Origin of the sequence: Enterococcus sp. RIT-PI-f, assembly GCF_001297065.1 — a bacterium.
Lineage (GTDB): Bacteria > Bacillota > Bacilli > Lactobacillales > Enterococcaceae > Enterococcus_D.
In genome coordinates this window covers 66,677-93,119 of record NZ_LHOX01000018.1, presented here as the reverse complement: position 1 = coordinate 93,119, position 26,443 = coordinate 66,677, and the positions used below count along the sequence as shown (strand labels likewise).

At 43.8% G+C, this 26,443-nt stretch carries 24 protein-coding genes; 2 read left to right on the top strand and 22 right to left on the bottom strand.

All coding sequences use genetic code 11. The features are described 5' to 3' along the window. Positions 1 to 13 precede the first annotated feature (13 nt). From AEQ18_RS11625 to rpsB, 9 genes are all read right to left on the bottom strand, one after another. Complete coding sequence (locus tag AEQ18_RS11625) at positions 14 to 4,363, bottom strand: PolC-type DNA polymerase III (RefSeq protein ID WP_054116506.1); 4,350 nt, start codon at positions 4,361 to 4,363, stop codon at positions 14 to 16. A gap of 108 nt (positions 4,364 to 4,471) precedes the next feature. Further along, entirely contained in the window at positions 4,472 to 6,178 is a 1,707-nt protein-coding gene (locus AEQ18_RS11620; protein ID WP_054116505.1) for a proline--tRNA ligase, read from the bottom strand. A gap of 71 nt (positions 6,179 to 6,249) precedes the next feature. Further along, positions 6,250 to 7,518: an RIP metalloprotease RseP gene (gene rseP / locus AEQ18_RS11615; RefSeq protein ID WP_054116504.1), complete on the bottom strand. Its 1,269-nt coding sequence runs from the start codon at positions 7,516 to 7,518 to the stop codon at positions 6,250 to 6,252. Positions 7,519 to 7,669: 151 nt separating this feature from the next. Beyond that, positions 7,670 to 8,476: a phosphatidate cytidylyltransferase gene (locus AEQ18_RS11610; protein ID WP_054116503.1), complete on the bottom strand. Its 807-nt coding sequence runs from the start codon at positions 8,474 to 8,476 to the stop codon at positions 7,670 to 7,672. Next, on the bottom strand, positions 8,473 to 9,270 hold the full coding sequence (locus AEQ18_RS11605; RefSeq protein WP_054116502.1) for an isoprenyl transferase: 798 nt from the start codon (positions 9,268 to 9,270) through the stop codon (positions 8,473 to 8,475). Before AEQ18_RS11605 ends, AEQ18_RS11610 begins: the two co-directional genes overlap by 4 nt. A gap of 169 nt (positions 9,271 to 9,439) precedes the next feature. Beyond that, positions 9,440 to 9,997 (bottom strand): ribosome recycling factor, encoded by a 558-nt coding sequence (gene frr, locus AEQ18_RS11600; RefSeq protein WP_054116501.1) that lies wholly within the window; start codon positions 9,995 to 9,997, stop codon positions 9,440 to 9,442. A gap of 2 nt (positions 9,998 to 9,999) precedes the next feature. Continuing rightward, entirely contained in the window at positions 10,000 to 10,722 is a 723-nt protein-coding gene (pyrH, locus tag AEQ18_RS11595; protein ID WP_054116500.1) for a UMP kinase, read from the bottom strand. A 144-nt stretch (positions 10,723 to 10,866) separates the two neighbouring features. Beyond that, positions 10,867 to 11,748: a translation elongation factor Ts gene (gene tsf, locus AEQ18_RS11590; protein WP_054116499.1), complete on the bottom strand. Its 882-nt coding sequence runs from the start codon at positions 11,746 to 11,748 to the stop codon at positions 10,867 to 10,869. A 110-nt stretch (positions 11,749 to 11,858) separates the two neighbouring features. After that, positions 11,859 to 12,647: a 30S ribosomal protein S2 gene (rpsB, locus tag AEQ18_RS11585; RefSeq protein WP_054116498.1), complete on the bottom strand. Its 789-nt coding sequence runs from the start codon at positions 12,645 to 12,647 to the stop codon at positions 11,859 to 11,861. A gap of 305 nt (positions 12,648 to 12,952) precedes the next feature. Here rpsB and AEQ18_RS11580 point away from each other — a divergent pair, with 305 nt between their 5' ends. Further along, positions 12,953 to 13,423, top strand: coding sequence for an arginine repressor (locus tag AEQ18_RS11580; protein ID WP_054116497.1), 471 nt, complete (start codon positions 12,953 to 12,955; stop codon positions 13,421 to 13,423). 78 nt (positions 13,424 to 13,501) lie between these two features. Here the strand turns inward: AEQ18_RS11580 and argS are convergent, their stop codons facing one another. The 10 genes from argS to AEQ18_RS11530 form a co-directional block, all read right to left on the bottom strand. Next, positions 13,502 to 15,193, bottom strand: coding sequence for an arginine--tRNA ligase (argS, locus tag AEQ18_RS11575; RefSeq protein WP_054116496.1), 1,692 nt, complete (start codon positions 15,191 to 15,193; stop codon positions 13,502 to 13,504). Between the two features lie 355 nt (positions 15,194 to 15,548). Next, positions 15,549 to 16,562: an ornithine carbamoyltransferase gene (gene argF, locus AEQ18_RS11570; protein WP_054116495.1), complete on the bottom strand. Its 1,014-nt coding sequence runs from the start codon at positions 16,560 to 16,562 to the stop codon at positions 15,549 to 15,551. Positions 16,563 to 16,742: 180 nt separating this feature from the next. Then, positions 16,743 to 17,756, bottom strand: a complete 1,014-nt coding sequence (tsaD, locus tag AEQ18_RS11565; RefSeq protein WP_054116494.1) for a tRNA (adenosine(37)-N6)-threonylcarbamoyltransferase complex transferase subunit TsaD — start codon at positions 17,754 to 17,756, stop codon at positions 16,743 to 16,745. A 5-nt stretch (positions 17,757 to 17,761) separates the two neighbouring features. After that, complete coding sequence (gene rimI, locus AEQ18_RS11560) at positions 17,762 to 18,217, bottom strand: ribosomal protein S18-alanine N-acetyltransferase (protein ID WP_235505536.1); 456 nt, start codon at positions 18,215 to 18,217, stop codon at positions 17,762 to 17,764. Continuing rightward, positions 18,210 to 18,752, bottom strand: a complete 543-nt coding sequence (rimI, locus tag AEQ18_RS11555; protein WP_054116492.1) for a ribosomal protein S18-alanine N-acetyltransferase — start codon at positions 18,750 to 18,752, stop codon at positions 18,210 to 18,212. Before rimI (AEQ18_RS11555) ends, rimI (AEQ18_RS11560) begins: the two co-directional genes overlap by 8 nt. Continuing rightward, the gene (gene tsaB / locus AEQ18_RS11550) at positions 18,736 to 19,461 is read right to left on the bottom strand and encodes a tRNA (adenosine(37)-N6)-threonylcarbamoyltransferase complex dimerization subunit type 1 TsaB (protein WP_054116491.1); all 726 of its coding nucleotides are present in this window, start codon (positions 19,459 to 19,461) and stop codon (positions 18,736 to 18,738) included. Before tsaB ends, rimI (AEQ18_RS11555) begins: the two co-directional genes overlap by 17 nt. A gap of 168 nt (positions 19,462 to 19,629) precedes the next feature. Beyond that, positions 19,630 to 20,625 carry a LacI family DNA-binding transcriptional regulator gene (locus AEQ18_RS11545; RefSeq protein ID WP_054116490.1) on the bottom strand — a complete coding sequence of 332 codons (996 nt, stop codon included), beginning with the start codon at positions 20,623 to 20,625 and terminating at the stop codon, positions 19,630 to 19,632. A 33-nt stretch (positions 20,626 to 20,658) separates the two neighbouring features. Beyond that, positions 20,659 to 22,140, bottom strand: coding sequence for a UDP-glucose--hexose-1-phosphate uridylyltransferase (gene galT, locus AEQ18_RS11540; protein ID WP_054116489.1), 1,482 nt, complete (start codon positions 22,138 to 22,140; stop codon positions 20,659 to 20,661). A gap of 14 nt (positions 22,141 to 22,154) precedes the next feature. Next, positions 22,155 to 23,144, bottom strand: coding sequence for a UDP-glucose 4-epimerase GalE (gene galE / locus AEQ18_RS11535; protein ID WP_054116488.1), 990 nt, complete (start codon positions 23,142 to 23,144; stop codon positions 22,155 to 22,157). A 40-nt stretch (positions 23,145 to 23,184) separates the two neighbouring features. Further along, positions 23,185 to 24,342 (bottom strand): galactokinase, encoded by a 1,158-nt coding sequence (locus tag AEQ18_RS11530; protein ID WP_054116487.1) that lies wholly within the window; start codon positions 24,340 to 24,342, stop codon positions 23,185 to 23,187. Between the two features lie 149 nt (positions 24,343 to 24,491). On the opposite strand from AEQ18_RS11530, the gene AEQ18_RS15485 reads away from it, so the two are divergent. Continuing rightward, positions 24,492 to 24,659 carry a DUF3042 family protein gene (locus tag AEQ18_RS15485; protein WP_082348657.1) on the top strand — a complete coding sequence of 56 codons (168 nt, stop codon included), beginning with the start codon at positions 24,492 to 24,494 and terminating at the stop codon, positions 24,657 to 24,659. A gap of 129 nt (positions 24,660 to 24,788) precedes the next feature. Here AEQ18_RS15485 and AEQ18_RS11525 read toward each other — a convergent pair whose 3' ends face one another. The 3 genes from AEQ18_RS11525 to AEQ18_RS11515 are packed head-to-tail and all read right to left on the bottom strand — an operon-like array spanning position 24,789 to position 26,425. Beyond that, the gene (locus AEQ18_RS11525) at positions 24,789 to 25,190 is read right to left on the bottom strand and encodes a rhodanese-like domain-containing protein (RefSeq protein ID WP_054116486.1); all 402 of its coding nucleotides are present in this window, start codon (positions 25,188 to 25,190) and stop codon (positions 24,789 to 24,791) included. 60 nt (positions 25,191 to 25,250) lie between these two features. Next, a complete protein-coding gene (locus AEQ18_RS11520) occupies positions 25,251 to 26,216 on the bottom strand; it encodes an ROK family glucokinase (RefSeq protein WP_054116485.1) in 966 nt (321 codons plus the stop codon). Continuing rightward, on the bottom strand, positions 26,216 to 26,425 hold the full coding sequence (locus tag AEQ18_RS11515; RefSeq protein ID WP_054116484.1) for a YqgQ family protein: 210 nt from the start codon (positions 26,423 to 26,425) through the stop codon (positions 26,216 to 26,218). The genes AEQ18_RS11520 and AEQ18_RS11515 overlap by 1 nt, the downstream gene beginning before the upstream one ends. Between the last annotated feature and the right edge of the window lie 18 nt (positions 26,426 to 26,443).

The following is a 26,443-nucleotide window of genomic DNA, read 5'->3' as shown; positions in this document are numbered from 1 at the left end:
CGGCAAAGTCTTCTTACAACATATCAAACAATGATAACTGATTCTCATCAGGCAGGTCTTTTAAGACCCCGTTATCGGTCATATATTCGATCAATGTCTTCGATACTTTTCCGCGATTGGCTAAATCTTCTTTCGACAAAAATGGACCATCTTTGCGGGCTTCCACGATTTGTTTGGCCACATTCAGACCCAAACTTGGCACAGCCCGTAATGGCGCGATCAATTTGTTGCCATCGATCACGAAGTTTTCGGCATCTGATTTGTACAGATCAATCATGCCAAACTCGTAGCCGCGTTCCAACATCTCATTACATAGCTCCAATACTGTCAGTAGATTTTTCTCTTTCGTTGAAGCGTCCATCCCTTTATCATTGATCTCTTGCATCCGCTCTTTGACCGCTTCTTTTCCTTTGGACATCGCAATCAAATCAAAATCATCGGCACGAACTGAAAAATAAGCACAATAATAAAGAATTGGGAAGTATACTTTAAAGTAAGCCACCCGCAAAGCCATCAACACATACGCTGCCGCATGGGCTTTCGGGAACATGTACTTGATTTTCGAACATGAATCGATGTACCATTCTGGCACATTATTTTCCCGCATCGCTTGCAAATAAGTATCACGCAATTCATCTGGGATTTTGTTCCACTGCCCTTTACGCACTGTTTCCATGATCTTAAACGCCATGCCGTCATCTAAACCGGCATGGATCAAGTAAACCATGATATCATCCCGACAGCCGATAACTTCAGCCAAACTGGCATCGCCGCGACGGATCAATTCTTCGGCATTGCCTAACCAAACATCTGTCCCGTGAGAGAGCCCTGATATTTGCAGCAATTCGGCAAAGGTCGATGGATGCGTCTGGTCCAGCATCCCTCGTACAAAACGAGTCCCAAATTCAGGAATACCTAATGTGCCGGTCTTTGAATAAATTTGTTCTTCTGTCACCCCTAAGACGTCCGTGCCACCAAAGATCCGCATCACTTCTGGATCATCGGTCGGAATCGTTTTTGGTTCGATCCCGGATAAGTCTTGCAGCATACGAATCACTGTCGGATCATCATGTCCGAGAATATCGAGTTTCAAAATATTGTCATGGATCGAGTGAAAATCGAAGTGGGTGGTTTTCCACTCAGCGTTCAAGTCATCTGCTGGATACTGGATTGGTGTAAAGTCATAGACATCCATATAATCGGGAATTACGATGATTCCCCCCGGATGCTGCCCTGTGGTACGTTTGACCCCTGTTGCGCCTTTCGCCAATCGATCGACTTCGGCAGCACGATAGTGGAGGTTATGGTCTCGTTCGAACCCTTTCACGAAACCGAAGGCAGTTTTGTCTGCAACCGTACCGATGGTCCCTGCACGATAGACATAATCTTCTCCAAATAGTACCTTGGTGTAATTGTGGGCTTCCGGCTGGTATTCGCCAGAAAAGTTCAAATCGATATCGGGCACTTTGTCGCCATGGAAACCCAGGAAGGTTTCAAAAGGAATATCATGGCCATCCTTATTCAAACGGGTCCCGCATTTAGGACATTTTTTCTCCGGCATATCATAACCGGAACCATAGGAACCGTCTTCGTAGAATTCAGAATATTGACAGTCCGGACAATAATAGTGCGGCGCCAATGGGTTGACCTCGGTGATACCGGTCATTGTGGCAACAAAACTTGAGCCGACTGATCCCCGGGAACCGACCAAATAGCCATCTTCATTGCTCTTATGCACGAGTTTTTGAGAGATCAAATAGATCACTGAAAAACCATTGCCGATGATTGAGTCTAATTCTTTTTTTAATCGTTTCTCGACGATCTCTGGCAACGGATCGCCATATAATTCTCTCGCCCGATTGTAACTCAAATCGGTGATTTCTTGTTCGGATCCCGGAATTTTTGGCGTATACAGATCATCTTTAACAGGAATGACCTTCTCACAAAGGTCAACGATCTTGTTGGGGTTCGTCACAACGATCTCTTTGGCCATCTCAGGGCCTAGAAATTGAAATGCGGTCAGCATTTCATCGGTTGTCCTAAAATGAACTGCAGGCAAACTATGACGGTTTAACGGGTTGGCGCCCCCCATTGAATTGATCAAGATTTTTCGGTAGATAGCATCTTCTTCATTCAGGTAATGGACATTCCCCGTCGCTACGACGATCTTCCCTAAATCTTTCCCCATTTGGATCAAGTTGCGAATGATCTCCTCCAGGTCAGACTCGCTTTTGACCAATTCGGTTTCGATCAAATGGGCGTAAACTTCTTTGGGCATGACTTCGATATAGTCATAGAACTTCGCCAGCTCACGTGCCGCATCGACGCCTTTTTGCATCATAGCCACAAAGACCTCGCCTTTATCACAGGCGGTCCCTACCAACAGCCCTTCACGTAATTTCACCAGCTCAGAACGTGGGATCCTTGGCACTTTATCATGATAGTAATTGATATTGGACATGGAGATCAGTTTAAATAAATTCTTTAAGCCTGCCTGTGTTTTGGCCAAAATCGTGGCATGAAACGGGCGCGCCGCCTTAAAGGAATTTTCCCCGCCGACATGACGATTCAAATCCTCATGCAAGAACATCTCGTGATTTTCCATTGCTTCTTTGACAAAAATCCACGCTAAGTGGCCAGTCGCTTCCGCATCAAAAATCGCCCGGTGATGTTGTTCTAAATTGACACCAAATTTCTTAGACAAGACCCCTAGACCAAAACGTTTGAATTGCGGATAGAGATATCTGGCCAATTCTAAGGTATCGATCACTGGATTTTCTGCTTCTGGAATCCCGTATTTCCGATAACTGGTATTTAAAAAGCCCATATCGAATGAGGCGTTGTGGGCAACCAAAATGGCCCCTTCAGAAAATGCCCTAAATAAGCGCAGGACTTCTTCTTCTGACTTAGATCCTCGCACCATTTCATCTGTGATCCCTGTCAATTCAACTGTTGTTCGTGACAGCGGATGTCCTGGATCGATAAATTCGTCAAATGAACCTTCGACATTGCCTTTGTGCATCCGGACAGCTGCGAGTTCAATGATCGTATCATAGACCGCAGACAACCCAGTGGTTTCCACGTCAAAAACGATATAGGTGGCATCTGTCAATGGGATCGGTTTTGGATTATAGGCTACGGCTACTCCGTCGTCAACGATGTTGGCCTCCACACCATACAAAATTTTGACCCCTGCTTTTTCACCCGCATGATGGGCATCGGGGAACCCTTGTGCACCGCCATGATCGGTGATTGCGATTGCTCGATGGCCCCATTTCCCAGCTTGTGCGACATAATCTGCAACATTGTTGGTGGCATCCATTGTACTCATATTGGAGTGTAGGTGCAGTTCCACCCGTTTTTCGCCTTCTGGTGCATAATCTTTGCGGGCTTCATGTTTTACTTCCAAAAGGTCTTGCGCATTCATGACCAGATCCCGCATAAAGGTATCTTCTTGGACACTCCCCCGCACTTTGACCCAACTGCCTTTGGAAATAGCATCAAAGATTTGTTCATCTTTTTCGTTATTGGAGAATTTCTTGACACTAAACGAAGAGGTATAATCGGTGATCTTTAAGATCAAGATTTTCCGTTTCGAACGCAATTCTCGCACTTCTTTGTCAAATACGTATCCTTGGATCGTCACTCGACGTTCTTCTTCAATGATGTTGATCATTGGTGTCACAGGTTCATCCGTCGGAATATTTCGGCCTAATGCGATCGGTCCATCAAAATCGACGGTTTTGACTTCTTTTTTGCGTTGTTCGTGTGCAATCAGGTTTTCGGCTGCTTGTAGTTGGAAAGCCGCTGTTTGTTCTTCTTTTCGGGCTTCTAATTGTTCCAACGCTTCTTTTGCTTGTGCTTCATCTAGTTTCGGCAGAATACGGAATTTCTGAAAACCGAATGCGCCATAATTTTCTTCAACGATCGGTAAGTATTGTTGCTGCAAAATGGTGATCACTGCGTCATTGTTGACGGGCAGAATGACTTTAGCCCCTTCAAGGATTGGCATTTGGCTTTTGACCACTTGATTGATCAAGGGACGATCACAATTTTGATTGGCTAATGCCAATGGCCAATATTCTTGGATCAATTGCTGATCAAATGTGCCATCCACAGTTTGGATCAGCAAGCGGACTTCCGCGATTTCTTTAAAGGCCAATTCAAGATGTTGTTTGAAGGATTGATAGACCATGACCGGCATGATCTGATCCATTTGGATATGAAATGTCCAAGCTTTGGACTGACGATGAACGACTACTTGCTTGATTTGTGCCGTTTGAATCAGGGGATGCTGCCGTAAATTCTCAGCTGCATTGATTTGTTCTAACAATATCTCAAAGGTTTCTCTTTCTTTTGACAATTGAAGATCCTCCTTTTCTCAGTACTCATTAGTATACCTCTTTTTCGTGTGTCTTTCATTAAAAAATCGAGAAAGGCTTTCCTTTCTCGATCATCTATTTGTTCATGATTATGCTTGATCACTCATCAAGATCGTTAAGGTCGAGGCCACTTCATCTTTACGCACTTCGATGGTGGCGCCACTATGTTTGATCTTGATCTCAACGATACCATCCGTCGCTTTTTTGCCAATGGTCAAGCGAATCGGACAGCCAATCAAATCAGCATCTGCAAATTTGACCCCTGCACGCTCATTGCGGTCATCCACTAAGACATCATACCCGACTTGTGTCATCATGGCTTCGACTTCTTGGCAAAGACTTATTTGATAAGGATCTTCTATTGCTGTTTGAATGATATGCACATCGAAGGGGGCAATTTCTTGCGGCCAATCAATGCCGTTGTCGCTGCCATGTTGTTCAACGATCGTCGCCAGTAAGCGTGATACGCCGATCCCATAACATCCCATCAGTACAGAGATTTCTTGGCCATACTCATTCAGGATCGTCGCTTGTTGTGCTTCACTGTATTTTGTGCCCAATTTGAAAATATGCCCGATTTCAATGCCTCGGGTGAAGGTCAGGACCCCTTGTCCATCTGGTGAAGGATCTCCTTCTTGTACCAGACGAAAATCAGCAAAAGCAATTGGTTGGAAATCACGCCCAATATTGGCATTACGCACATACGTGCCGTCATCTTGTCCGGCAACCAGCACATTGGTCATATCTTGGACATGCTGATCGGCATATAAAGCGATTGCGTCTGACAAATCGATTGGACTGCGCACTTGTCCGACTTCTTCGATGCTTGACACATCTGCTGCTGATAGCGGTGTAATTTGCTCACCAGACAAAAATAATTTAACTTTGGTTTCATTGATCGTATGATCGCCCCTGATCAAGACCATGACAAGTTGCTCATCCACCAAAAATACGTGTGACTTTACGATTTTACTGTCATCTATCTCTGCAGCTTCGGCAGCTTCATCGATCGACCATTCCTTGTTTCCTTGGATCGTGTCTAATGGCAAAAATGTTTCGTGGGATTTTTTTGATGCATACAGACTCGTAGCCAATTTCCAGTTTGCGACATAATCACTTTCGGTCGAATAGCACAGCAATTCTTCCCCAATGCCTGATAGTGCTAGAAACTCTTTCGAATCGTGTCCCCCCATCACGCCGTTATCCCCTAATACGGTGCGATAATCGATACCGCAGCGGCGGAAAATAGCATGATAGGCCGCTTCATACTGCCGATAAGTAGTGTCAAGACTTTCTGCATCTGCATGAAAGGAATAGCCGTCTTGCATCAAAAACTCTCTGCTGCGAATCAGCCCAAAGCGCGGCCGCTGCTCATCGCGGTATTTGTTTTGAATTTGGAATAAGTTCAATGGCAGCTTCTTATAAGATGTCACTTCATTTTTGATCAATTCCATAAAAGGTTCTTCATGGGTTGGTCCCAAGACCATTTCACGTGCATTGCGATCCTCGAGGTGATAAAGTGCACGACCATAACGTTCTGCCCGTCCAGATGCCACCCATGGTTCAAAAGGCAATAAGGCGGGCATCGCCATTTCGATTGCATCGATCGCGGCAAGTTCTTCGCGAATCACTGTTTTGATTTTCTCTAGTACCCGTTGTGCCAAAGGAAGATAAACATAAATTCCTGAGGCGGCTTGTCGTATATACCCTGCCCTAACCAATAGCTGGTGACTTAGTGTTTCCGCATCACTTGGTGTTTCTCGTAATGTTGGAATCAACAGTTTCGACTGTTTCATTTTTTTCTCCTTCACTGCAAAAATTCGTTGTTCTACCGAATCAATGATACTTTTTGAATGTGGATACCACTTTAAAAGAAGAAACGCTGAATATCATTCCATGTAACTAAGACCATTAACAACATCAAAAAACCAAATCCGATCAAGGTAATGATCCCTTCTTTTTCTTGACTGATTGGCTTGCCTCGCAGTCCTTCCAGGATATTTAGAACCAGCTTGCCGCCATCTAAACCGGGAATCGGCAATAAATTAAATATCCCTAAGTTGATCGAGATCATCGCCATCATTCCGATGACTGTCAGCACACCTTGAGAAGCTGCTTGAGAGGACAGTTGGAAGATTGCGACTGGTCCGCCCAATTTATCTAAATCAGGTTGCATGATCAAATTACCAACTGCTTTAAAAATCACCAATGCATTGTCCATGGTCATTTGCAGACCGCCAAGTAAGATTGCGCCAATACCTGTTTTTAATGAAGGTGTTACACCCAAAACACCAATCGTGTCACTTCCTGAGGTACTGCTTGACGGTGTTGCCGTCAAATCAAGGGATTGATCGCCCCGCTTCACATCTAACGTGATTTGGGTATCAGGATACTTTTGGATCTGGGTCGTTAATTCAGACCAATTGGCGACTGTCGTGCCATTAATCGCGACGATTTCATCTCCGTCTTCTAAACCAGCTGCAGCTGCAGCTGAACCAGCTTCGATACCGGATACGATCGTCGCATCTTGATTGACGACGCCACCTTGTGCAAAGACCAAACCAGTGAACAGCACAAGTGCCAAAATAAAATTATTTAGTGGTCCTGCAAAGTTGGTCAGCATACGCTGCCAAAGTTTTGCAGACTGAAACTGAACATCTAGCGGAGCAATTCGCACTTCCACGCCATCTTCATGAATGATCGATGCGTCATGATCCACAGAAAAGGTTGTTACTTCTTGTTCATTGCCATTGACATAGCCGGAAATCGTTAATTGATCTTCCAAATCGAAGGCAGTCACTTCCATTGGAATCGCTTCTTGCAACTGGATCTTTTTGCTTGTATTGATTTTTGTGACTTTTCCAGATGCATCTTGCACGAGTGCGACCGGCATACCAGGTGTGATCTCTGTTTCATCTTCACCCCATCCGGCCATTTGGACATATCCGCCTAGAGGCAGCATACGTATGGTATACGTTGTTCCATCTTTTGCTTGATGTGCAAATAATTTTGGGCCCATCCCAATCGCAAATTCTCGAACGAGGATACCCGCTCGCTTCGCAAAGAAATAGTGTCCAAATTCATGAATCACAACCACCACAGAAAAGATGATAATAAATACCAAAATCGTTTTCATGTTAGTTCCTCTCTTTCGCAGATTCCCTATTTATCAGGCAACCTTTCCTTATTCTATCATACCGCTAGAATTAGAGAAACTGACATTCTCCTTGTAACAATAATGTAAAAAAAGAAGCCGCAGATCAACTGGACTTCTCTGGTTCACTTGTTTAAAATACGCCGAAAAGATACATGATAGGAAAAACAAACAGCATGCTGTCAAATCGATCCAAAATGCCGCCATGACCCGGCAATATATTCCCTGAGTCTTTTACGCCATAATGGCGTTTGATGGCTGATTCGACCAAATCACCAAATTGGCCTGCGATTGAAAAGATGACGGTAAGCAAGATCATCAGCAGACTGCCATGACCGAAATATTCTTTTCCTGGGAATGCCAGCAAATATATTGCTGCCACAACAACCGCCGAGGCAATCCCGCCCAGCGCGCCTTCAATCGTTTTATTTGGAGAAATATCCGGCCAAAGTTTGCGCTGACCAAAACGGCGGCCCGCCATATATGCGCCAATATCCGTTGCCCAAACAATAAACAAACCAAAAACTAAGACGACTAACCCATCCGTCGCGGATCGCGCTGTTAAGAACCGTTCAAATCCTACACCGGTATATAAGCTTGCTAGCACAGGAAAACCCGCTTCGTCAAAGGTATACGTATTTTTAGAAATGACTGCTATGCCTAGCAATAATAGAACGACGAAATAAAATAGTGCGCTTTTATCCGTTCCCTCCGGTAAAAACCCAAACCAGCGTTCTTGCGGCAAAACCAATATGACCGCCCCTATGATCGACAAAATGCCTTCAAAACTCAAAACAGCTAAGCCTTTCATGCGAAATAATTCAAATACACCAATCCCAGCCAATAATGCTGCCAGCAATTCGATCGCGATGCCGCCAAAGTATATGATTGGCAAAAAAAAGGCTAAGGCGACAACTGCCGTGATTACTCGTTGTTTCACTCTTCTTCCTCCTCTAGTTTCAAGCCGCCAAAACGACGATTGCGTTGTTGGAAGCTTCCCACTGCATCTTCTAACAATGCAGCGTCAAAATCTGGCCATAACGCTTTGGTGAAGAACAGTTCGCTATAAGCGATCTGCCACAACAAAAAGTTACTGATCCGTTCTTCGCCACTGGTCCGGATCACCAATTCAGGATCCCGCAGCTCGGCAGGCAAGAAGCCTGTCATCAAATGTTGATTGATCATGTCTTCGGTGATCTCAGGCACATCGTTTCCTGACGCCAATTCGGTATACAAGGACTGTACAGCTTGCAACATTTCAGCTCGGCTGCCATAATTCAAAGCAAAATTCAACACCATGCCGGTATTGTCTTTGGTTTGTTCGATGGCACGTCGCACGGCTTCTTGGGTATGCGCTGGCAGTGACTCAGTAAAGCCCATCACATGTACTTGCACATTTTCCTTGATCAAATCTGGCACAAACGTATCAAAAAAATCAACAGGCAATTGCATCAAGAATTCAACTTCGTCATTCGGCCGTTTCCAATTTTCAGTCGAAAAAGCATACAACGTCAGCACCTTGACGCCTAATCTTGAAGCATGGGTCGTGATTTTTTTGACTGTTTCCATGCCTTCCTTGTGCCCTGCAACACGGGGTAAGCGTCGATTTTGTGCCCAGCGGCCATTTCCATCCATAATGATCGCGATATGCTTAGGTACGGGCAGCGTGGGATCATATATGTGATCTGCTGCTTCCTTAATATATTTGTCTTTTTGTGGAAAAAAACGCAACATCCTATTCGCTCCTCTTCCAGTTTCTTGAAATTTATCTTTTTCATTATATCAATAATCACATTTCTTGCCTATGAAAACTGGAAAAAGAATCTCATATTAAGGAAAAATAAAAAAACAAACTATATTTTTATCGCAAAAAAAGCTGCCGAAGCAGCTTTCATCAGACATGTTACACTTCTAATAATTCTTTTTCTTTTTCAGCAGCAATACCATCGATTTCTTTGATACTGTTATCTGTCAGCGTTTGTACTTCTTTTTCAGAATCACGCAGATCATCTACAGTAATATCGCCAGCTTTTTCTTGTTTCTTATAGGTTTCGATCGCGTCACGTCGAATGTTCCGAACAGCGACTTTGGCATTTTCAGCTTCTTTTTTCACTTCTTTGGCCAATTCTTTCCGGCGTTCTTCTGTGAGTTGCGGAATCACCAATCGAATCACGTTCCCATCATTGGCTGGTGTGATCCCAATATCACTTTGCATGATCGCTTTTTCGATTTCTTGGATCATCGTTTTGTCAAATGGGGTGATCATCAAAATGCGTGCTTCTGGAATAGTGATCGAAGCCATTTGGTTCAATGGTGTGGGTACACCATAATAAGTGACCATTACGCGGTCAAGAATGCTTGCGTTGGCACGACCTGCACGAATTTGTCCCAATTCACGCTGCAAGTTTTCTGCTGCTTTTTTCATTTTATCCGTTGCTTCTGCTAAAATCTTATCTGCCATGTTTATTTCCCCCTTACTGTTGTGCCAATATTTTCGCCCAAAATCGCGCGACGAATATTGCCTGTTTCGTTCAAATTAAAGACAACCAATGGAATATCATTGTCCATGCTCAAAGAACTTGCGGTTGAATCCATCACCTGCAACCCTTTTGAAATCACATCTAAATGTGTCAATTCCTCAAATTTCACCGCATTTTGATCAACTTTCGGATCTGCTGAGTAGACGCCATCAACATTGTTTTTAGCCATTAAAATCACATCAGCATTGATTTCAGCTGCTCGCAAGGCTGCTGTCGTATCCGTAGAAAAATACGGATTGCCCGTTCCACCAGCAAAAATCACGATCCGGCCTTTTTCTAAATGACGCTCCGCTCTGCGACGGATATAAGGTTCTGCGATTTGACGCATTTCGATCGATGTTTGGACACGGGTTGGTACACCAGCATTTTCTAAAGTATCTTGGAGTGCCAATGCGTTCATGACTGTTGCCAACATCCCCATATAATCTGCTTGTGCCCGTTCCATCCCCATTTGCGCACCAATTTGACCGCGCCAGATATTGCCGCCACCAACAACGATGGCCATCTCAACACCTAATTCATGGACATCTTTGATTTCTTTGACGATTTCTTGGATCGTCGGCGGTTTGATTCCGAACCCTTCATCTCCTGCAAGTGCTTCGCCGCTTAATTTTAATACCACACGTTGATATTTAGGTTTGACCATTCTGATTCCTCCACACATTCTCCAATACTATTGTAGCATATCGGTGTTCTTTCGTTGAAATTATCTTCACGCTATTGCAAAACTGTTTTTGCTTAAAAAAAGGGAGCGCACTTCCATGCGTTCCCATCTGTTCAAGGAACAGAATTATTTTTTCACTTGGCTCATTACTTCTTCAACAAAGTTATCTTCACGTTTTTCGATACCTTCGCCAACTTCGAAACGAACAAATGATTTGACAGTTGCACCTTTAGAAGCAACAAATTTTTCAACAGTCATATCTGGATCTTTAACAAATGGTTGGTCAACCAATGCAATCTCAGCTTTGAATTTTTTCAAACGGCCTTCAACCATTTTTTCAACGATGTTGGCAGGTTTGCCTTCGTTCAACGCTTGTTCAGTTAATACTTGTTTCTCATGATCTAATTCTTCTTGAGAGATTTGTGATTCGTTTACATAGCGTGGGTTGATTGCTGCTACGTGCATCGCTACGTCTTTGGCTACTGTTTCGTCGGTTGTACCTTCAATCACTGTTAAAACAGCGATACGTCCGCCCATGTGCAGGTATCCGCCAAATGCTGCGTTGTCGTCTTTTTCCACAACTTCGAAACGACGGAAGTTGATTTTTTCACCAATGACTTGTGTTGCTTCAATCAAAGCTGCTTCCAATTTGCCTTTAGATGTGTCTAATTGCAAAGCAGCGTCCATATCAGCTGGTTTATTGGCAGCGATCACTTCAGCGATTTCTTTAACTAGATCTTGGAACATTTCATTTTTAGAAACAAAGTCTGTTTCAGAGTTCACTTCAACGATAGCAGCTGTATTGCCGTTGATTGCTACTGAAGCCAATCCTTCTGCTGCGATACGGTCATTTTTCTTCGCTGCTTTAGCCATCCCTTTTTCACGTAACAAGTCAACTGCTTTTTCGATATCGCCTTCTACTTCAACCAATGCACGTTTTGCGTCCATCATACCTACACCAGTCATGTCGCGTAATTCTTTTACTAATTTAGCTGTTACTTCTGCCATTATTTGTTTCCTCCTAAATGTTATTGAACAAGTGATCTTGTCTTTAAAAAAAGCTGTTTCAAAGGAGAGTGAGGCTTGGCGCCTAGCCTTTGAAAAAGCTCCATCATTTATTATTCAGCTGATGCATTGTCGCCTTCAACAACATCAACGATTTCTTCGATTGACGTTGCATTTTCAGTTGACTCAGCAGCGAAATCTTCTTCAGCTACTTGGTCTTCCCCTTGATTGCCTTCGATGAAAGCATCTGCCATTTTAGCAGTGATCAATTTAACGGCGCGGATCGCGTCATCGTTTGATGGGATAACTACATCGATTTCATCTGGATCACAGTTTGTATCAACCATCGCTACGATTGGGATATTTAATTTGCGTGCTTCTTGGATTGCAATGCGTTCTTTACGTGGGTCAACAACGTACATTACATCTGGAATTCTAGGCATATCAGCGATACCGCCTAAGAATTTTTCAAGACGTTCACGTTCTTTGTTCAAACCTACGACTTCTTTTTTAGGAAGTAAATCGAAAGTACCGTCTTCTTCCATTTTGTTGATTTGTTTCAAACGAGAAACACGTTTTTGGATCGTTTCCCAGTTTGTCAATGTTCCACCTAACCAACGATGGTTTACATAGTATTGACCTGAACGGATTGCTTCTTCTTTGATTGCTTCTTGCGCTTGTTTTTTTGTTCCTACGAACAAAGCAACGCCGCCTTCTTCAGCAACATTTTTCATGTAGTCATAAGCTACATCAACTAATTTTACAGTTTTTTGCAAGTCGATGATGTAGATGCCGTTTCTTTCTGTGAAGATATATTTCTTCATTTTTGGGTTCCAGCGACGTGTTTGGTGACCAAAGTGTACGCCGGCTTCTAGTAATTGTTTCATTGAGATTACTGCCATGTTGTGTTTCCTCCAATTGGTTTTTTTTGTTTTCCTCTCTTGTTCTTTTGCTCTTTGAAGAACTGACTAAGTCAGCACCACTTCGCAGATGGAACAAGATGTGGGATAATAGCGTTTAAAAACTCACGCCTTAAACAGTATACAGTAGCTATTTGATAAATGCAACTGATTCACCAAAAATTCCCAGTGATTTCCGCTCTTTTCCTTTCTTCCGCTGATCTTTTTGGGAGAATTTCTAGGCATTTACTTGATTTTCTGCTATGATAGGGCTGATTCAATCAATCATCCATAAAGGAGTTTGACCTATGCGTAAAGCTGATCGCCACTTAATGATTAGACAAATCGTCACTGAACAGACAGTGCGTACCCAAGAAGAATTGCTTCAATTGTTAGAAAAGCAAGGTGTCACGGCAACTCAGGCCACCATTTCCCGCGACATTCGTGACATGAAGATCGTTAAAATACCTGACGAAACTGGTCAAACCAAATTTGTCCTTTTCCAAGGTCAACATGTATCTGATAATGAAAAAGCGGAAGAACAACGTTTGGTACAAATGATCGAAGAAGTCGTGACCAAGATCGATCGCGTCCAATTTATGACTTTGATCCATACGATCCCTGACAATGCCCCTTTGCTGGCAGCCGCGATCGATGATGTATCAATGCCAGAAAAAGTCTGCTCATTGGCTGGTTTTGATACCGTTGCTGTGATCTCGAGAACAGAAGAAGATGCAGAGGCATTTTTCAGTTTCATTGAGACCCATGCAGTGTTGTAAGAAATGAGTAGCATAAGACATCACCAAAAAAAATGTTTGGCCAACAAAACTGTTAGCCAAACATTTTTTTCTTGTGCTTTACATCTTGTCCGGCGCATGTAGGCCCAACAGACGTAAATCTTCCTTCAGTAGGACTGTCACTGCATAGACCAGTGCCAAACGTGCGTCTTTTTGGCTATCTTCTGCCAATATCTTGACATTGGCATAGTATTTATTAAAGGCTTGTGCCAATTTGATGGCATGCTTGGCGATCACAGATGGCTCATATTTTTCCGCAGCTTGGAGAATCGTTTCTGGGTAGCGTTGGATCAATTTAATGACTTCCCAGCTATCCGCATCTGCCAAACCAGTGATGGCTGCGGTATCTGCATCAAATCCGCCTTTTTCAAGAATACTCATGGCACGGGCATGAGAATACTGCACGTAAGGACCTGTTTCACCTTCAAAACGTACCACTTCTTCTAATGTGAAGTCAAAGTTGTTCAAGCGATCATTCTTCAAATCATGGAAGACGACCGCACCGACACCGACTTGCTTGGCCACTTCTTCTTTGTTGACCAAGTTGGGGTTCTTCTCTGTGATTTGGGCATTGGCTGAAGCGATTGCTTCGTTCAAGACTTCTTCCAGCAAGACAATTTTGCCTTTTCTGGTTGATAGTTTTTTGCCGTCTTTCGTGATCAAGCCAAATGGCACGTGGGTCATTTGATCGGACCATTCAAAATCCATTTCTTTCAATACAGCTTTCAATTGTTTGAAGTGATAGCTTTGCTCGTTGCCGACAACATACAATGATTTGGCAAAATCGTAGTTGCGTTTGCGGTAAAGCGCGGCGGCCATATCCCGAGTGATATAGAGTGTTGCACCATCAGATTTGCGGATCAAAGCTGGATTCAGATCGTAAGCAGACAAATCGACGATTTCTGCGCCTTGGTCTTCTTTCAGCAAATGCTTTTCTTCCAACAGTTCAACAATTTCTGTCATCTTGTCGTTATAAAAAGCTTCCCCATTCAATGAATCAAATGACACTTCCAGCATGTCATAAATTTTATTGAATTCTTTCATTGATTCATCCCGGAACCATTGCCACAATTGAATGGCTTCTGGATCGCCGTCTTCAAGCTTTTTGAACCATGCACGGGCTTCATCTTCTAGTTGCTTATCGGTTTCAGCTTTTTCATGGAAATCTACATACAAACGCAGCAATTCATTGATCGGTTCTGCTTTGACTGCAGCTTCTGAACCCCATTTTTTGTAAGCCACGATCAGTTTACCAAATTGAGTGCCCCAGTCCCCTAAGTGATTGATCCGGATTGGCTGATAACCGATTTTTTCCAAAATGAAACCAATCGAATTGCCGATAACGGTTGACCGTAAATGCCCCATTGAAATAGGTTTAGCAATATTCGGCGAAGACATGTCAATTGGTACGGCTTGTTGATTGCCGATCGTTTGATCGCCATAATGATTTTTATCTTTGATCACTGTCGCTAAGACATGCGCTGAAATGGCAGATTTGTCCATGAAAAAGTTCAAATACGGTCCCACCACTTCAATTTTTTCAAACGAAGTATCCGCAATTTTTTCCGCCAGTTCGGCAGCAATTTGCTGGGGCGCTTTGCGGTAAGCCTTCGCTAATGCGAAGGCAGGAAAAGCGACATCTCCGTGATCGACTGACTTAGGATTTTCTAATAATTGCTGGACTTGTTCAATGGTCAAATCTTCTTTGACGACTTGGTAGATAGCTTGGGCGACGATTTCTTTGTTATTCATATTTTTTGACCTCCTGTTATTTGGCGCTGTTCGATTGCAGCAAGAGAAGCACATAAAAAAGCCTCTAGCGCATAACGATGCACTAGAGACGAGATTTCCCGCGGTACCACTCTGATTGTCCTATTGGACCCACTTTATTTCTGATAACGGCAGAATTCCGTTTGCTAGGCAAATTCTCACAAGTGCGTTTCACGCTCACGTCTGCTCGGCTTCCATCATCCCGAACTCGCTTGTATGACTGTTGAGGGTTACTTCTCTTGCATCATCAAATCTTGGCTATTGACTTCCCAGAAAGTATAACAAAGATATCTGCTTTTGGCTAGGTGCAGTTGCCGCTTTAACCAAAAACTAATCTTTAGACTTTCGGAATGAACAGGTTGCCGGCGGTTGCTGCCATGATTGCCTTGATGGCATGCAGACGATTTTCGGCTTGATCAAACTGACGGGCATATTTGCTGCGGAATACCTCATCCGTGACTTCCATTTCCTTGATACCATACTTTGCAGCTACTTCTTTACCGTAACTTGTTTGTGTATCATGGAAGGCTGGCAAACAATGCATAAAAATCACTTGTTCATTCTGGGTTTGATCGATCAACTGCTGGTTGACTTGATAAGGCAGCAATTGCTTGATCCGGGCTTCAAACTGTGCTTCTTCTCCCATCGATACCCAAACATCGGTATAAACGACATCTGCGCCTAAGACCCCTTCTGATACGTGATCGGTGATCAGAATCGCTGCGCCAGATTCTTCCCCATAGGTCTTGGCCAGTGCCACTAGTTGATCATCAGGAAACAAGGATTTGGGCGTTACGATGTGGATATTGACCCCTAAAATAGCACTAGTGATCAATAAAGAATTGGCTACGTTGTTACGACCATCGCCGCAATACGCAATCGTCAAACCAGCCAGTGTCCCAAAATTTTCTTGAATCGTTAAAAAGTCAGCAATCATTTGGGTGGGATGCCACGCATCTGTCAGTCCATTCCAAACAGGGACACCCGCTGATTCTGCCAATTGTGCCACTACCTCTTGACTTGACCCGCGATATTCCAGACCATCAAACATTCGCCCCAATACTTTCGCGGTATCTTCTACTGACTCTTTTGTCCCTAATTGGATATCGTTGGCGCCTAAAAATTCAGGATGTGCCCCCAGATCAGTTGTTGCGACTGTAAACGCCGCCCGTGTTCTCGTTGACGTTTTTTCAAACAGTAAAGCAATATTTTTTCCCGCTAGATATTGATGCGGCAAATGTTGTTGCTTCATTTCTTTTAAATGTTGCGCAAAGTCAATCAAATACTGTAATTCAGCTTGGCTGAAATCTTTTTCGGCTAAAAAGCTGCGTCCTTGGAAAATCGATTTCATAAGTAAACCACCCTTCACTGCTATTTATTCATAAGAATAGCAAAAAATGAAATAAAATACAATATAAAGTTTAAAAACAAATAAAAATTCATTGATAATAAAAATATAAAACTTATTAAACCATAAAAAAACACCGACAAAACAAAGGTTCTTTGTTTTGTCGGTGTTGTACTTTTAATTTTATCTATGCATAAAACTTACACTAGGATCTGCATTAAGCGCCAGCGTGCCAATACGCTGCTTCCGCAAGGCGATATGGGCATAGGCGCCGATCATCGCCGCATTGTCCCCACAAAGGCGCAAAGGCGGAATCAATAAATCGATTTCCGGGTATTCCAGCATTGCTTCAGCTAATGCTTCACGTAAGCCTTGATTTGCCGCGACGCCGCCAGCAACGATCAATTGCTGTACAGGAAAACTTTGGCAAGCTCTGATCGTTTTAGTGACCAATACCTCGACGACACTTGCTTGAAAACTCGCAGCTAAATCTTCTGGCACCAAAGCTTCTCCACGTTGCTCAGCATTGTGGACGTGATTGATAAAGGCACTTTTCAATCCGCTGAAACTAAAATCATAATTGTCTTCATAAATCATCGCCCGTGGAAAGTGGTAGGTATCTTGTCCAATATGCGCCAAACGGTCGATTTCTTTGCCGCTGGGATACGGTAATCCTAAGACGCGTCCGACTTTGTCATAAGCTTCTCCCGCCGCATCATCACGGGTCTCCCCAATGATCTCAAATGAACCGTCCTCAACCATATAAACCAACTCCGTATGACCGCCGCTGACCAGTAATGCCAGCAAGGGAAAGACCAATGGTTGAACAAAACGGGCAGCATAGATATGCCCCGCCATGTGGTTGACGGGTAACAATGGCAAATCATGTGCCCATGCAAATGCTTTGGCTGCTGATAGACCAATCAATAAGGCCCCGACTAAGCCTGGGCCATAAGTCACAGCCACTGCGGACAGCTCATCGGGTGCAACTTGCGCTTCGGTCAGCGCATCTTCGATACAGATCGTGATTTGTTCTACGTGGTGGCGGCTGGCAACCTCAGGAACAACACCGCCAAAACGTTGATGACTTTTGATTTGCGAAGCGACGATATTGCTTAAAATCGTGTCGCCATTTTTGATAACAGCGACACTGGTTTCGTCGCAGCTGCTTTCAATGGCTAAAATCAATTCGTTCATTTGATTTATTCGCCTACTTTCTTTTCCATAATGAGTGCATCCTCTTCAGGATGTTGATAATATTTTTTTCTGCGTCCAATGACTGCAAACCCAGTGCGCAGATATAGCGCTTGGGCTTGTAAATTTGACGCCCGTACTTCCAAAAAAATCCGCGTGCCCCCCGCTGCTTCTACGATTGAAAAAAAGCGTTGCAGCATTTCTTTAGCCAGGCCTTGTCCTTGATAAGCTGGATCGACAGCAAGATTGAATAGTTCGGCTTCATCTAAGACTTGCTGAAAACTCAAAAAAGCAATCAGTTTACCTGACACGCTGGATGCTTTGCTCAAGTAATGACTTCGCGGGTTTTGAAGGTCTTGTGCAAATTGAGCTTCCTCCCACGGTGAACCCGTCAGATAACTACTTTCTGCTAAGTCCCACAATTGTTTCGCAGAGGGAAATTGATCGTATGCTTGTTTATCCATCAATAAATTTCACCATATCCAATGCATCTTCATTGCCTTCCGTATAGTAGGCCGTCTTGATCGCCTGAGATTGAAACCCCAGTTGTCGATACAACCGTTGTGCATCTCGATTGCTGAGTCGAACCTCTAATGTCAAGCGGTCACATGTCTGCTTTCGCGCATACTGTTCTAGTTCAGCCAAAAGGAAAGAACCAAGGCCTTTCCCCTGATATTCAGGAATGATCGCAATGTTGGTGATATGGGCATCACCACCGAGAATCCGCACGCCAGCAAAACCAATCATGCGTTCCTGATATAAAACCCCAATGTATAGGTGCTTTACCCGAGAATACAGTTCCGATAAGAAGGCACTTTTCGTCCAAGGCAATTCTCCTGCATAAACGAGCCGTTCTACTTGCAGCAATTCTTTGATATCATCGCCGACTAATTCCCGCAAGACGTAAGTATTGCCCCTAAGATCGACTGTTCTTTCAGGATACTGAATGTGGCGAAATAATGTTAGCTTGCCTTTGATCGCTTTAAATTTTTTCAACATAGGCATCTGCTCCTGCTTCATGCACGGCCAACCAATTTTCTTCTGCTTCGACTAATTTCAAATAAGATGGGACAAATCCATGGATCGATGCCACTGGCACTTCTTGTTCTGCGAGTGTGGCCAGGACTGCTGCTGAGGGATGATCCCAAACAGATACTTGGTTGATGCGTGCATGTGGTAATTCTTCTTTGATCACCGCAGCAAACTTGGCTGTATCAGCGCCTACGAACAATACATCTCCATTGCTTTCCTTCTTCAAAAGTGTCAATAGGCTGTCCAATGACATATGCTGATCATCAACAATCGAAGTCAATGCGTCCGCTTGCCATTGATAGACACCAGTATAGACATTGTTTCTTCTGGCATCAAACAGTGGAACGATCCATTGAGGAACACCCACGCAGTTTGCAGCCACTACTTTCAAACTAGACACAGCGATCAGCGGAATCGCCAAAGTATGGGCCAACGTTTTGGCAGTAGTCACCCCGATCCGTAAACCCGTATAGGATCCTGGACCTTTGGCAACAACGATTTGTGCCAATTCATTTGGTTTTACACCAACCGTCTGCATCATCTGCTGGATGGCAGGCATCAAAGCTGTGCTATGATTTTTGATCGCCATTGTCTGACTTTGTCCTAAAATTTGATGACCATCCACCACGGCAACTGCCAAGGTTTGGTTAGACGTGTCGATTGCTAATGTTTTCATCGTTGCTAATCTCCCCATTCAAAAAAACTCTCTCATATTCTACCATATTATGACTGATTGCCCAACAAGGACAAAAAAAGCTTAAACAAGCGTCAGATACTATGCCTTTGGATACAGGCATAGCCATCGTCTTGCTGTTTAAACTTTGGTATTGTTCATTCGGCCATTTTATGTGTTGGCCTGATGTGCACTGGAAGCACGTTTGATCAGCTCCGTAGCAATCGTCACTTTTCTGGGTACCGGTGCTGGTGAGGCAATCAATTCCATGAGGGTAGTGACTGCTAGCTCTCCAAGCCATTCCGTATGCACTTTGATCGTAGACAAAGCCGGTGTCACATACTTCGCCACACTGACATCATTGAAGCCGATCACTGCGATATCTTCTGGGATGCTGATGCCTGCTTCTTGCAGTGCTCGCATCCCGCCAATAGCTAACGCATCACTAGAGGCAAAAAAAGCAGTAGGCAATGGCCGCTCTTGTGCCAGAAAGTCCTTCATGGCTAAATAGCCGCCTTCAACGGTAAACGGCGCTTGCAGTAAATAGTTGGCGTCATACAATTTCAGCTGTCGCAAACGGGCTTCAAAAAAGTAACGCCGCGGGTCAACGATTTCTTGCTGATGGTCTTTGGTAAATTCGATGCCAGAAAGCAAACCAATTTTTTGATGGCCTTTCGCTATAAAGGCATCGATCACGAGATCTACCGCTTGCTGAAAGTCCACCACTAATGAGTCGACCCCATAAGAAAGGGCATCGAAATCAACCATTAAGAGGTGCTTCTGACTTTTTTTCAATTGCTGGATCTGTTGATCGCCAAATTTGCCAATCGTGATCGTTCCATCCACAGGCGTATCTGACAAGGTATCGAAGGGTTCCTTGAGCAGGCGAATCCCTAACTCTTCTGCTTTGTTCTCAATCCCTAAGCGAATCGCTAAATAATACAGATCCGCCAATTCTTCTTCCGTATCGAACCACTGGATCAGCCGAATGCTGCTGGTTTCAGCAGCTTTTTTCTTATGCTTGGTATAATTCAGCGCCTCGGCAACTTTGAAGATCTTTTCTTTGGTTTCAGCGCTTACGGATAATTCACTATCGTAATTTAAGACGCGGGACACAGTTGCCGGCGAGACACCTGCTTGCTGCGCAATATCTTTGATCGTAGCCATGCTATCCCTCCTTTTCCTCATAGATGGTTTGGCTCACAACTGATCGATAAATGTCTGGAAGGCAGCTTTACCTGTCGCATCACGTTTGAAGACACCAGCATGCGCCAACACTTCGGCAAAAACATGCCCCACTGCTTGATGCAAGATTTCTTCTGCGTTTGCCTCGGTCAGATTGGGATGTGCTGCTTTCAACTGGTCTGCCCACACGTGATGATAGTCTGCCATTTGATTGGGTTGATCAAGGAGATACTTGGCCACTTCTTTTAATTCTGGCACTAGGCGCGGCGGCAAGACCGCTAACCCCATGACTTCGATCAAGCCGATATTTTCTTTCTTGATGTGCTGCACATTCTTATGAGGATGAAAGATACCATCCGGATGTTCTTCAGATATATTATTGTCCCTCAATACGAGATCCATTTCAAACAGGTCGCCTTTTTTGCGCGCGATTGGTGTGACCGTATGATGCGGCGTTCCATCTATGGAAAAGGCATTGATCGATACAGTTGGATCAGAGTAATTGCGCCATTGGGCCAAAATATAATCTGACGCCAAGGCCAACTTCTGCTTGTCTTTGGCTTGCAGTCTGATCACTGACATGGGCCACTTCACGATGCCGGCAGTGACATCGGCAAATCCAGTCAAACTGAATTCTTTTTCGACAGCTGCTTTTGCCATCGCAAATTCATGCCGCCCACCTTGGTAATGATCGTGGGATAGAATCGAGCCGCCCACGATTGGCAAATCTGCATTCGAACCCACAAAATAATGGGGCATCACTTCAACGATCTGCAACAACCGACTAAAGGTTTGCAGATCGATTTTCATCGGCCGATGTTCCAGTGAGAGAAAAATCGAATGTTCATTGTAATAAGCATATGGCGAATATTGAAACCCCCATGCCTCATGATCCAGATTCATACGGATGATACGATGGTTGGCGCGCGCTGGATAGTTGATTCTGCCTTGATAGCCTTCATTTTCCAAACAAAGCATGCATTTTGGATAATCCACTTGACTGCTTTTTACTTCTGCAGCGATTTGTTTCGGATCTTTTTCGGGTTTTGATAAGTTGATGGTAATCTCTAAATCGCCATACTCCGTTTTGACTGGGAAAACAATGTTCTTTGCAATACTTCTGGTTTTGATGTAATCATTTTGTTTAGACAATGCAAAAAAGTAATCCGTCGCTGCTTTGGGATCTGTGGCATAATGCTGCGCAAAAAATGCATTGACCACTGATGGCGGCGGTGTTAAATAATCCATCAGTTGGGCTTCGAACTGTTCACGTTGGGCCATTGTATCGCCAATCACCTGGTTTTCGATGGCTTTTTCAACAAGGGTATCCATCAAGTCCAATGAAGAAGCCGGTTCTTGCTGCACAGTTTCCTCCATCACATCTTCACCGATCATTGCCAACACGCGGTTCTGCAAATAGATGCGATCCAGCGCCATCCAGCCCCCTGCTTTGATCGCCAATGTGACAAAATCACTAATTGTTTGACTGATCGTCATAGGTCAAGTGCCTCCTAATCTTGATAACCATCTGGATGACTGACATGCCACTTCCAGGCAGTTTCGATGATTGCTTCAACGGTCGTATATTTTGGCTGCCAGCCTAAAATAGCTTTCGCCTTATCACTGGAAGCCACCAATGTACTTGGATCGCCAGCGCGACGTGGTGCGATCCGCGCTGGAATATCTTTTTCGGTCACGGTACGGGCTGCTTCAACCATTTCTTTGACCGAGTAGCCGTTGTTGCTGCCTAGATTAAAGATATTGCTCTCATTGCCTTTTTGCAAATAGTCTAACGCCAACAAATGTGCCGCGATCAAATCTTCCACATGGACGTAATCACGAATACAAGTACCATCTGGTGTATCATAATCATCGCCAAAGATGGCGACTTCTTTTCGTTGGCCTAATGCGGCTTGCAAAATGATTGGGACCAAATGTGTTTCTGGATCATGGTCTTCTCCTATCGTGGCATCCGCTTTGGCACCAGCGACATTGAAGTAGCGTAAAGCAACAAATTTCATGCCATAGGCTTCATCGCACCAGCGCATCATTTTTTCCATCATCAGTTTACTTTCGCCATATGGATTTTTGGGATTGGTGGGCGTCGTTTCCGTGATTGGGCTTTCTTCTGGTTCTCCATATGTCGCTGCTGTTGAAGAAAAAACTATATGCTTCACGGCATGTGCTTGCATGACTTCAAGCAAGATCTGCATGCCATAGACGTTATTATTAAAATATTTCAATGGATTTTCGACAGATTCCCCGACCAAAGAGCTGGCTGCAAAATGGATCACGCCTTCAATGGTTTCTTTTTCAAAGACTTTTTGCAAAAAGTCTTTGTCACGAATGTCACCTTGATAAAATGTTGCTGCTGGATGGACTGCTTGACGATGTCCTGTCAATAAATTATCAACGACTACTACTTCTTTTCCTTGATTGATCAGTTGATCCACCGCATGTGAGCCGATGTATCCTGCACCACCTAAAACTAAAATCGTCATTTTTCAGCCTTCTTTCTTGATTTCTTTCACGTTCCTTATTCTACAGTTTTCGCGCCCCATCATCAATACTCGCTTGATACATGTCTGCTGCATAGCCGATTTTGTCTGCATAAGCGGCCAATACGTGCGCTTTGAAGTCATCCCACTGACTTGCTTTGACCAATGCAATCCCACATCCGCCAAAACCTGCGCCAGTCATTCGGGCACCTAAGACTGCTGGATGTGCTTGCGCTGCTGCAGCTAACGTATCTAATTCAACGCCTGTGACTTCGTAATCATCTCTTAGCGAGGTGTGCGAGTCATTCAATAATTGACCAAATGTCACTAAGTCCCCTGCAGTCAATGCGGCCTTTGCTTTCAATGTGCGCTGATTTTCTGTTACTGCGTGTTTGGCACGCTTGATCAAAGTGTCATCGCCAATCAAATCTGTATTGGCAAAGAAGGTCGCTTCATCCAATGCGCCTAGTGAATCGATCGCTAACTTGGTTTGCAAGCGTGCCAAGGCTTCTTCGCATTCCGCACGGCGCTCGTTGTATTTCGAATCTGCCAGTTCACGACGTTTATTGGTATTCATGATCGCAATCACATATTCACCAAATGCGGCTGGCACAACTTCATAATTTAATGTATTCGTATCTAAAAGCAGTGCATGATCTTTTCGTCCCATGCCAATCGCAAATTGGTCCATGATCCCTGAATTGACACCAATAAATTCATTCTCCACTTTTTTGCCGATTTTCACTAGGTCCAAACGATCTAATGACAGGTCAAATAAATCTTCCAACATGACACCTGTCAGCAATTCGATCGAAGCCGAAGAGGATAAACCAGCACCATTTGGGATATTCCCATAAAATGCGACATCAAAACCAGTTGTGATGGCATAACCGGCTTCTTTCAGATAGCGTAAGACACCTTTGGGATAATTGGTCCAATTGTCTTCCTTGCGGTAATCTAATGCATGCAAATCAAAAGAAATGGTCCCAATCTCAGGAAAATTCTCCGAATACAAACGGACTTGCTGATCTTCACGCTTACGCGCAACTGCATATGTGCCTAATGTAATCGCTGCTGGAAAGACATAGCCACCATTGTAATCGGTATGCTCTCCAATCAGATTGATTCTTCCAGGTGCAAAGTACGTATTTGTTCCAGCTTCACCAAATCGTTCTTCAAAAATGCGTGCTAATGTATCCATATTCTCGCTCCTTTATTCTATTTAGTAAATTTATTATAAAATATTTACTAAATTTTATCAATAGTTTACTCATAGAAAACGTGTATTTTTTGATTTATTTTGTTCTTTGGCGCATAATGAAGGTATCAATAAAGGCGAGGTGTTTGAAGATGAAACGATTTTTATCCGGATTTCTGATTGGTACAGCAGCAACAGTAGCCGCTGCAGCAAGCGTAGTTTTGACTGTCAAAAAACAAGTGATTGATCCAATCGATGAACAACAAGCTGCCCATGACGAAAAACGCAAACGGGCAATGCGCAAAAGTGCTGCGCGCTGATTTTCTTCACAATAAAAAAACGCCACCATTCATTGGTTGGCGTTTTTTTTCTGTGCTGCAGCCGAAACTTTGCGCTAAAATAAGAAAAAGTCTGTCTACGGGAACGTAAACACACTTTTTCAACTTTTTTTATACGGTCGTTTTCTTTTTGGTCTTGCCGCTCCAGCCTTCATATCCTTCTTTTAAGATATAGACATTGGTGAAGCCTTCTTTACGTAATTTATTGGCCGCTCGAATACTCAATGATTTTCGCGTATCGTATAAATAAATCGGCTGATCCTTGCGAAACGCGCCAAAAGAATTACTTAGCACCGTAAAAGGAATGTTGCGGGCACCCATAATATGGCCGCTGTCAAATTCATTTTTTTCACGTACATCGATCACTTGTGCCTTCTTCATTCCTGCTTTGAATTCATCTTCGGGAATGATCGTTGCTGATCGTCGCCCCATGATTTGAAAATAACCCCAGTTTAGGGCGATTGCTAAAATAATCAGTGCCAAAACAAGATTGACCCACATAATTGGTGACATGTTTTCCTCTATCCTCTCTGCTCTTACTTCATTGGTGATGATCAGTCGTGTTGACCACGACTATTTTGCGAATTGCAATGCCAATGATGCAGCGCCTATCACACCTGCGTCATTGCCTAATTCTGCTAATTTGATTTCGGTACTTTCAGTGACTTGCGGGAATGTGAACTTGGCAAAATAAGCTGCCACGCGCTTGCGCAAAAATTCTCCCGCTGCCGAAACACCGCCACCCAGAACAATACTTGCTGGGTTAAGGGTATTGCCTAAATTACCGCAGGCTAAGCCCAAATAGAAACAAACTTTATCAACGACCATCAACCCAAAAGGATCATTGGCTTGTGCAGCTTCAAAAATATCTTTACTTGATACTTCTTCGCCATTGTCTAATTGTTGTTTCAATTTAGAATTTCCCGCATATTCCTCAGCTAAAGTTCGTGCGACCCTCACAACGCCCGTTGCACTAGATACCGTTTCTAGACAACCGCGCTTGCCGCAAGTACATTCATAGCCCTCAGGGTCTACTGTGATATGGCCAATCTCGCCAGCACAGCCAGCTTTACCATGAAGCAGCTGACCTTCCATAATGATGCCGCCGCCAACACCAGTGCCTAATGTAATAAAGATGACATCAGGATTATTCTCACCGGCACCCTTCCAACGTTCCCCTAAAGCCGCAACATTGGCATCGTTGTCGATCGCAAAAGCAATACCTGTTCCTTTTTCAATCAACGATTTGACAGGCTGCAAAGTTTTCCAGTTCAGGTTATATGCACCGATCACCGTGCCTTTATCCCGATCCACACTGCCTGGGGTCCCCATGCCGATGCCGATAAAGTCTTCAGGTTTCATATCATATAAACCTAGACGATGATTGATCGATTCAACAATTTCCGGCACGATATGGGCACCTTCATCAAGAATATCGGTATCAATACTCCATTTTTGTTGAATCTCTCCTTCTGTTGTCAAAATAGCAAATTTGACTGTCGTGCCGCCTAAATCGATGCCGATGATTTTTTTGTCCATCACAATTTTTCCTCCCGACTTTCTTCTATTCGATGTTCACGTTTAAGGATGTGCCAAGCGGTCATATAGGTATCTTGATCGATCAAACGACTGTCATAAAAGTTTTTCAATTCGATCTGCATCAACTCAATATCGTAAATACGCTTGCCTACATAAATATAAACACCAAATTGTTTCAGTAATTGCTGTACGTCATATAACGTCTTCATAGAACCACTTCCTGCTTA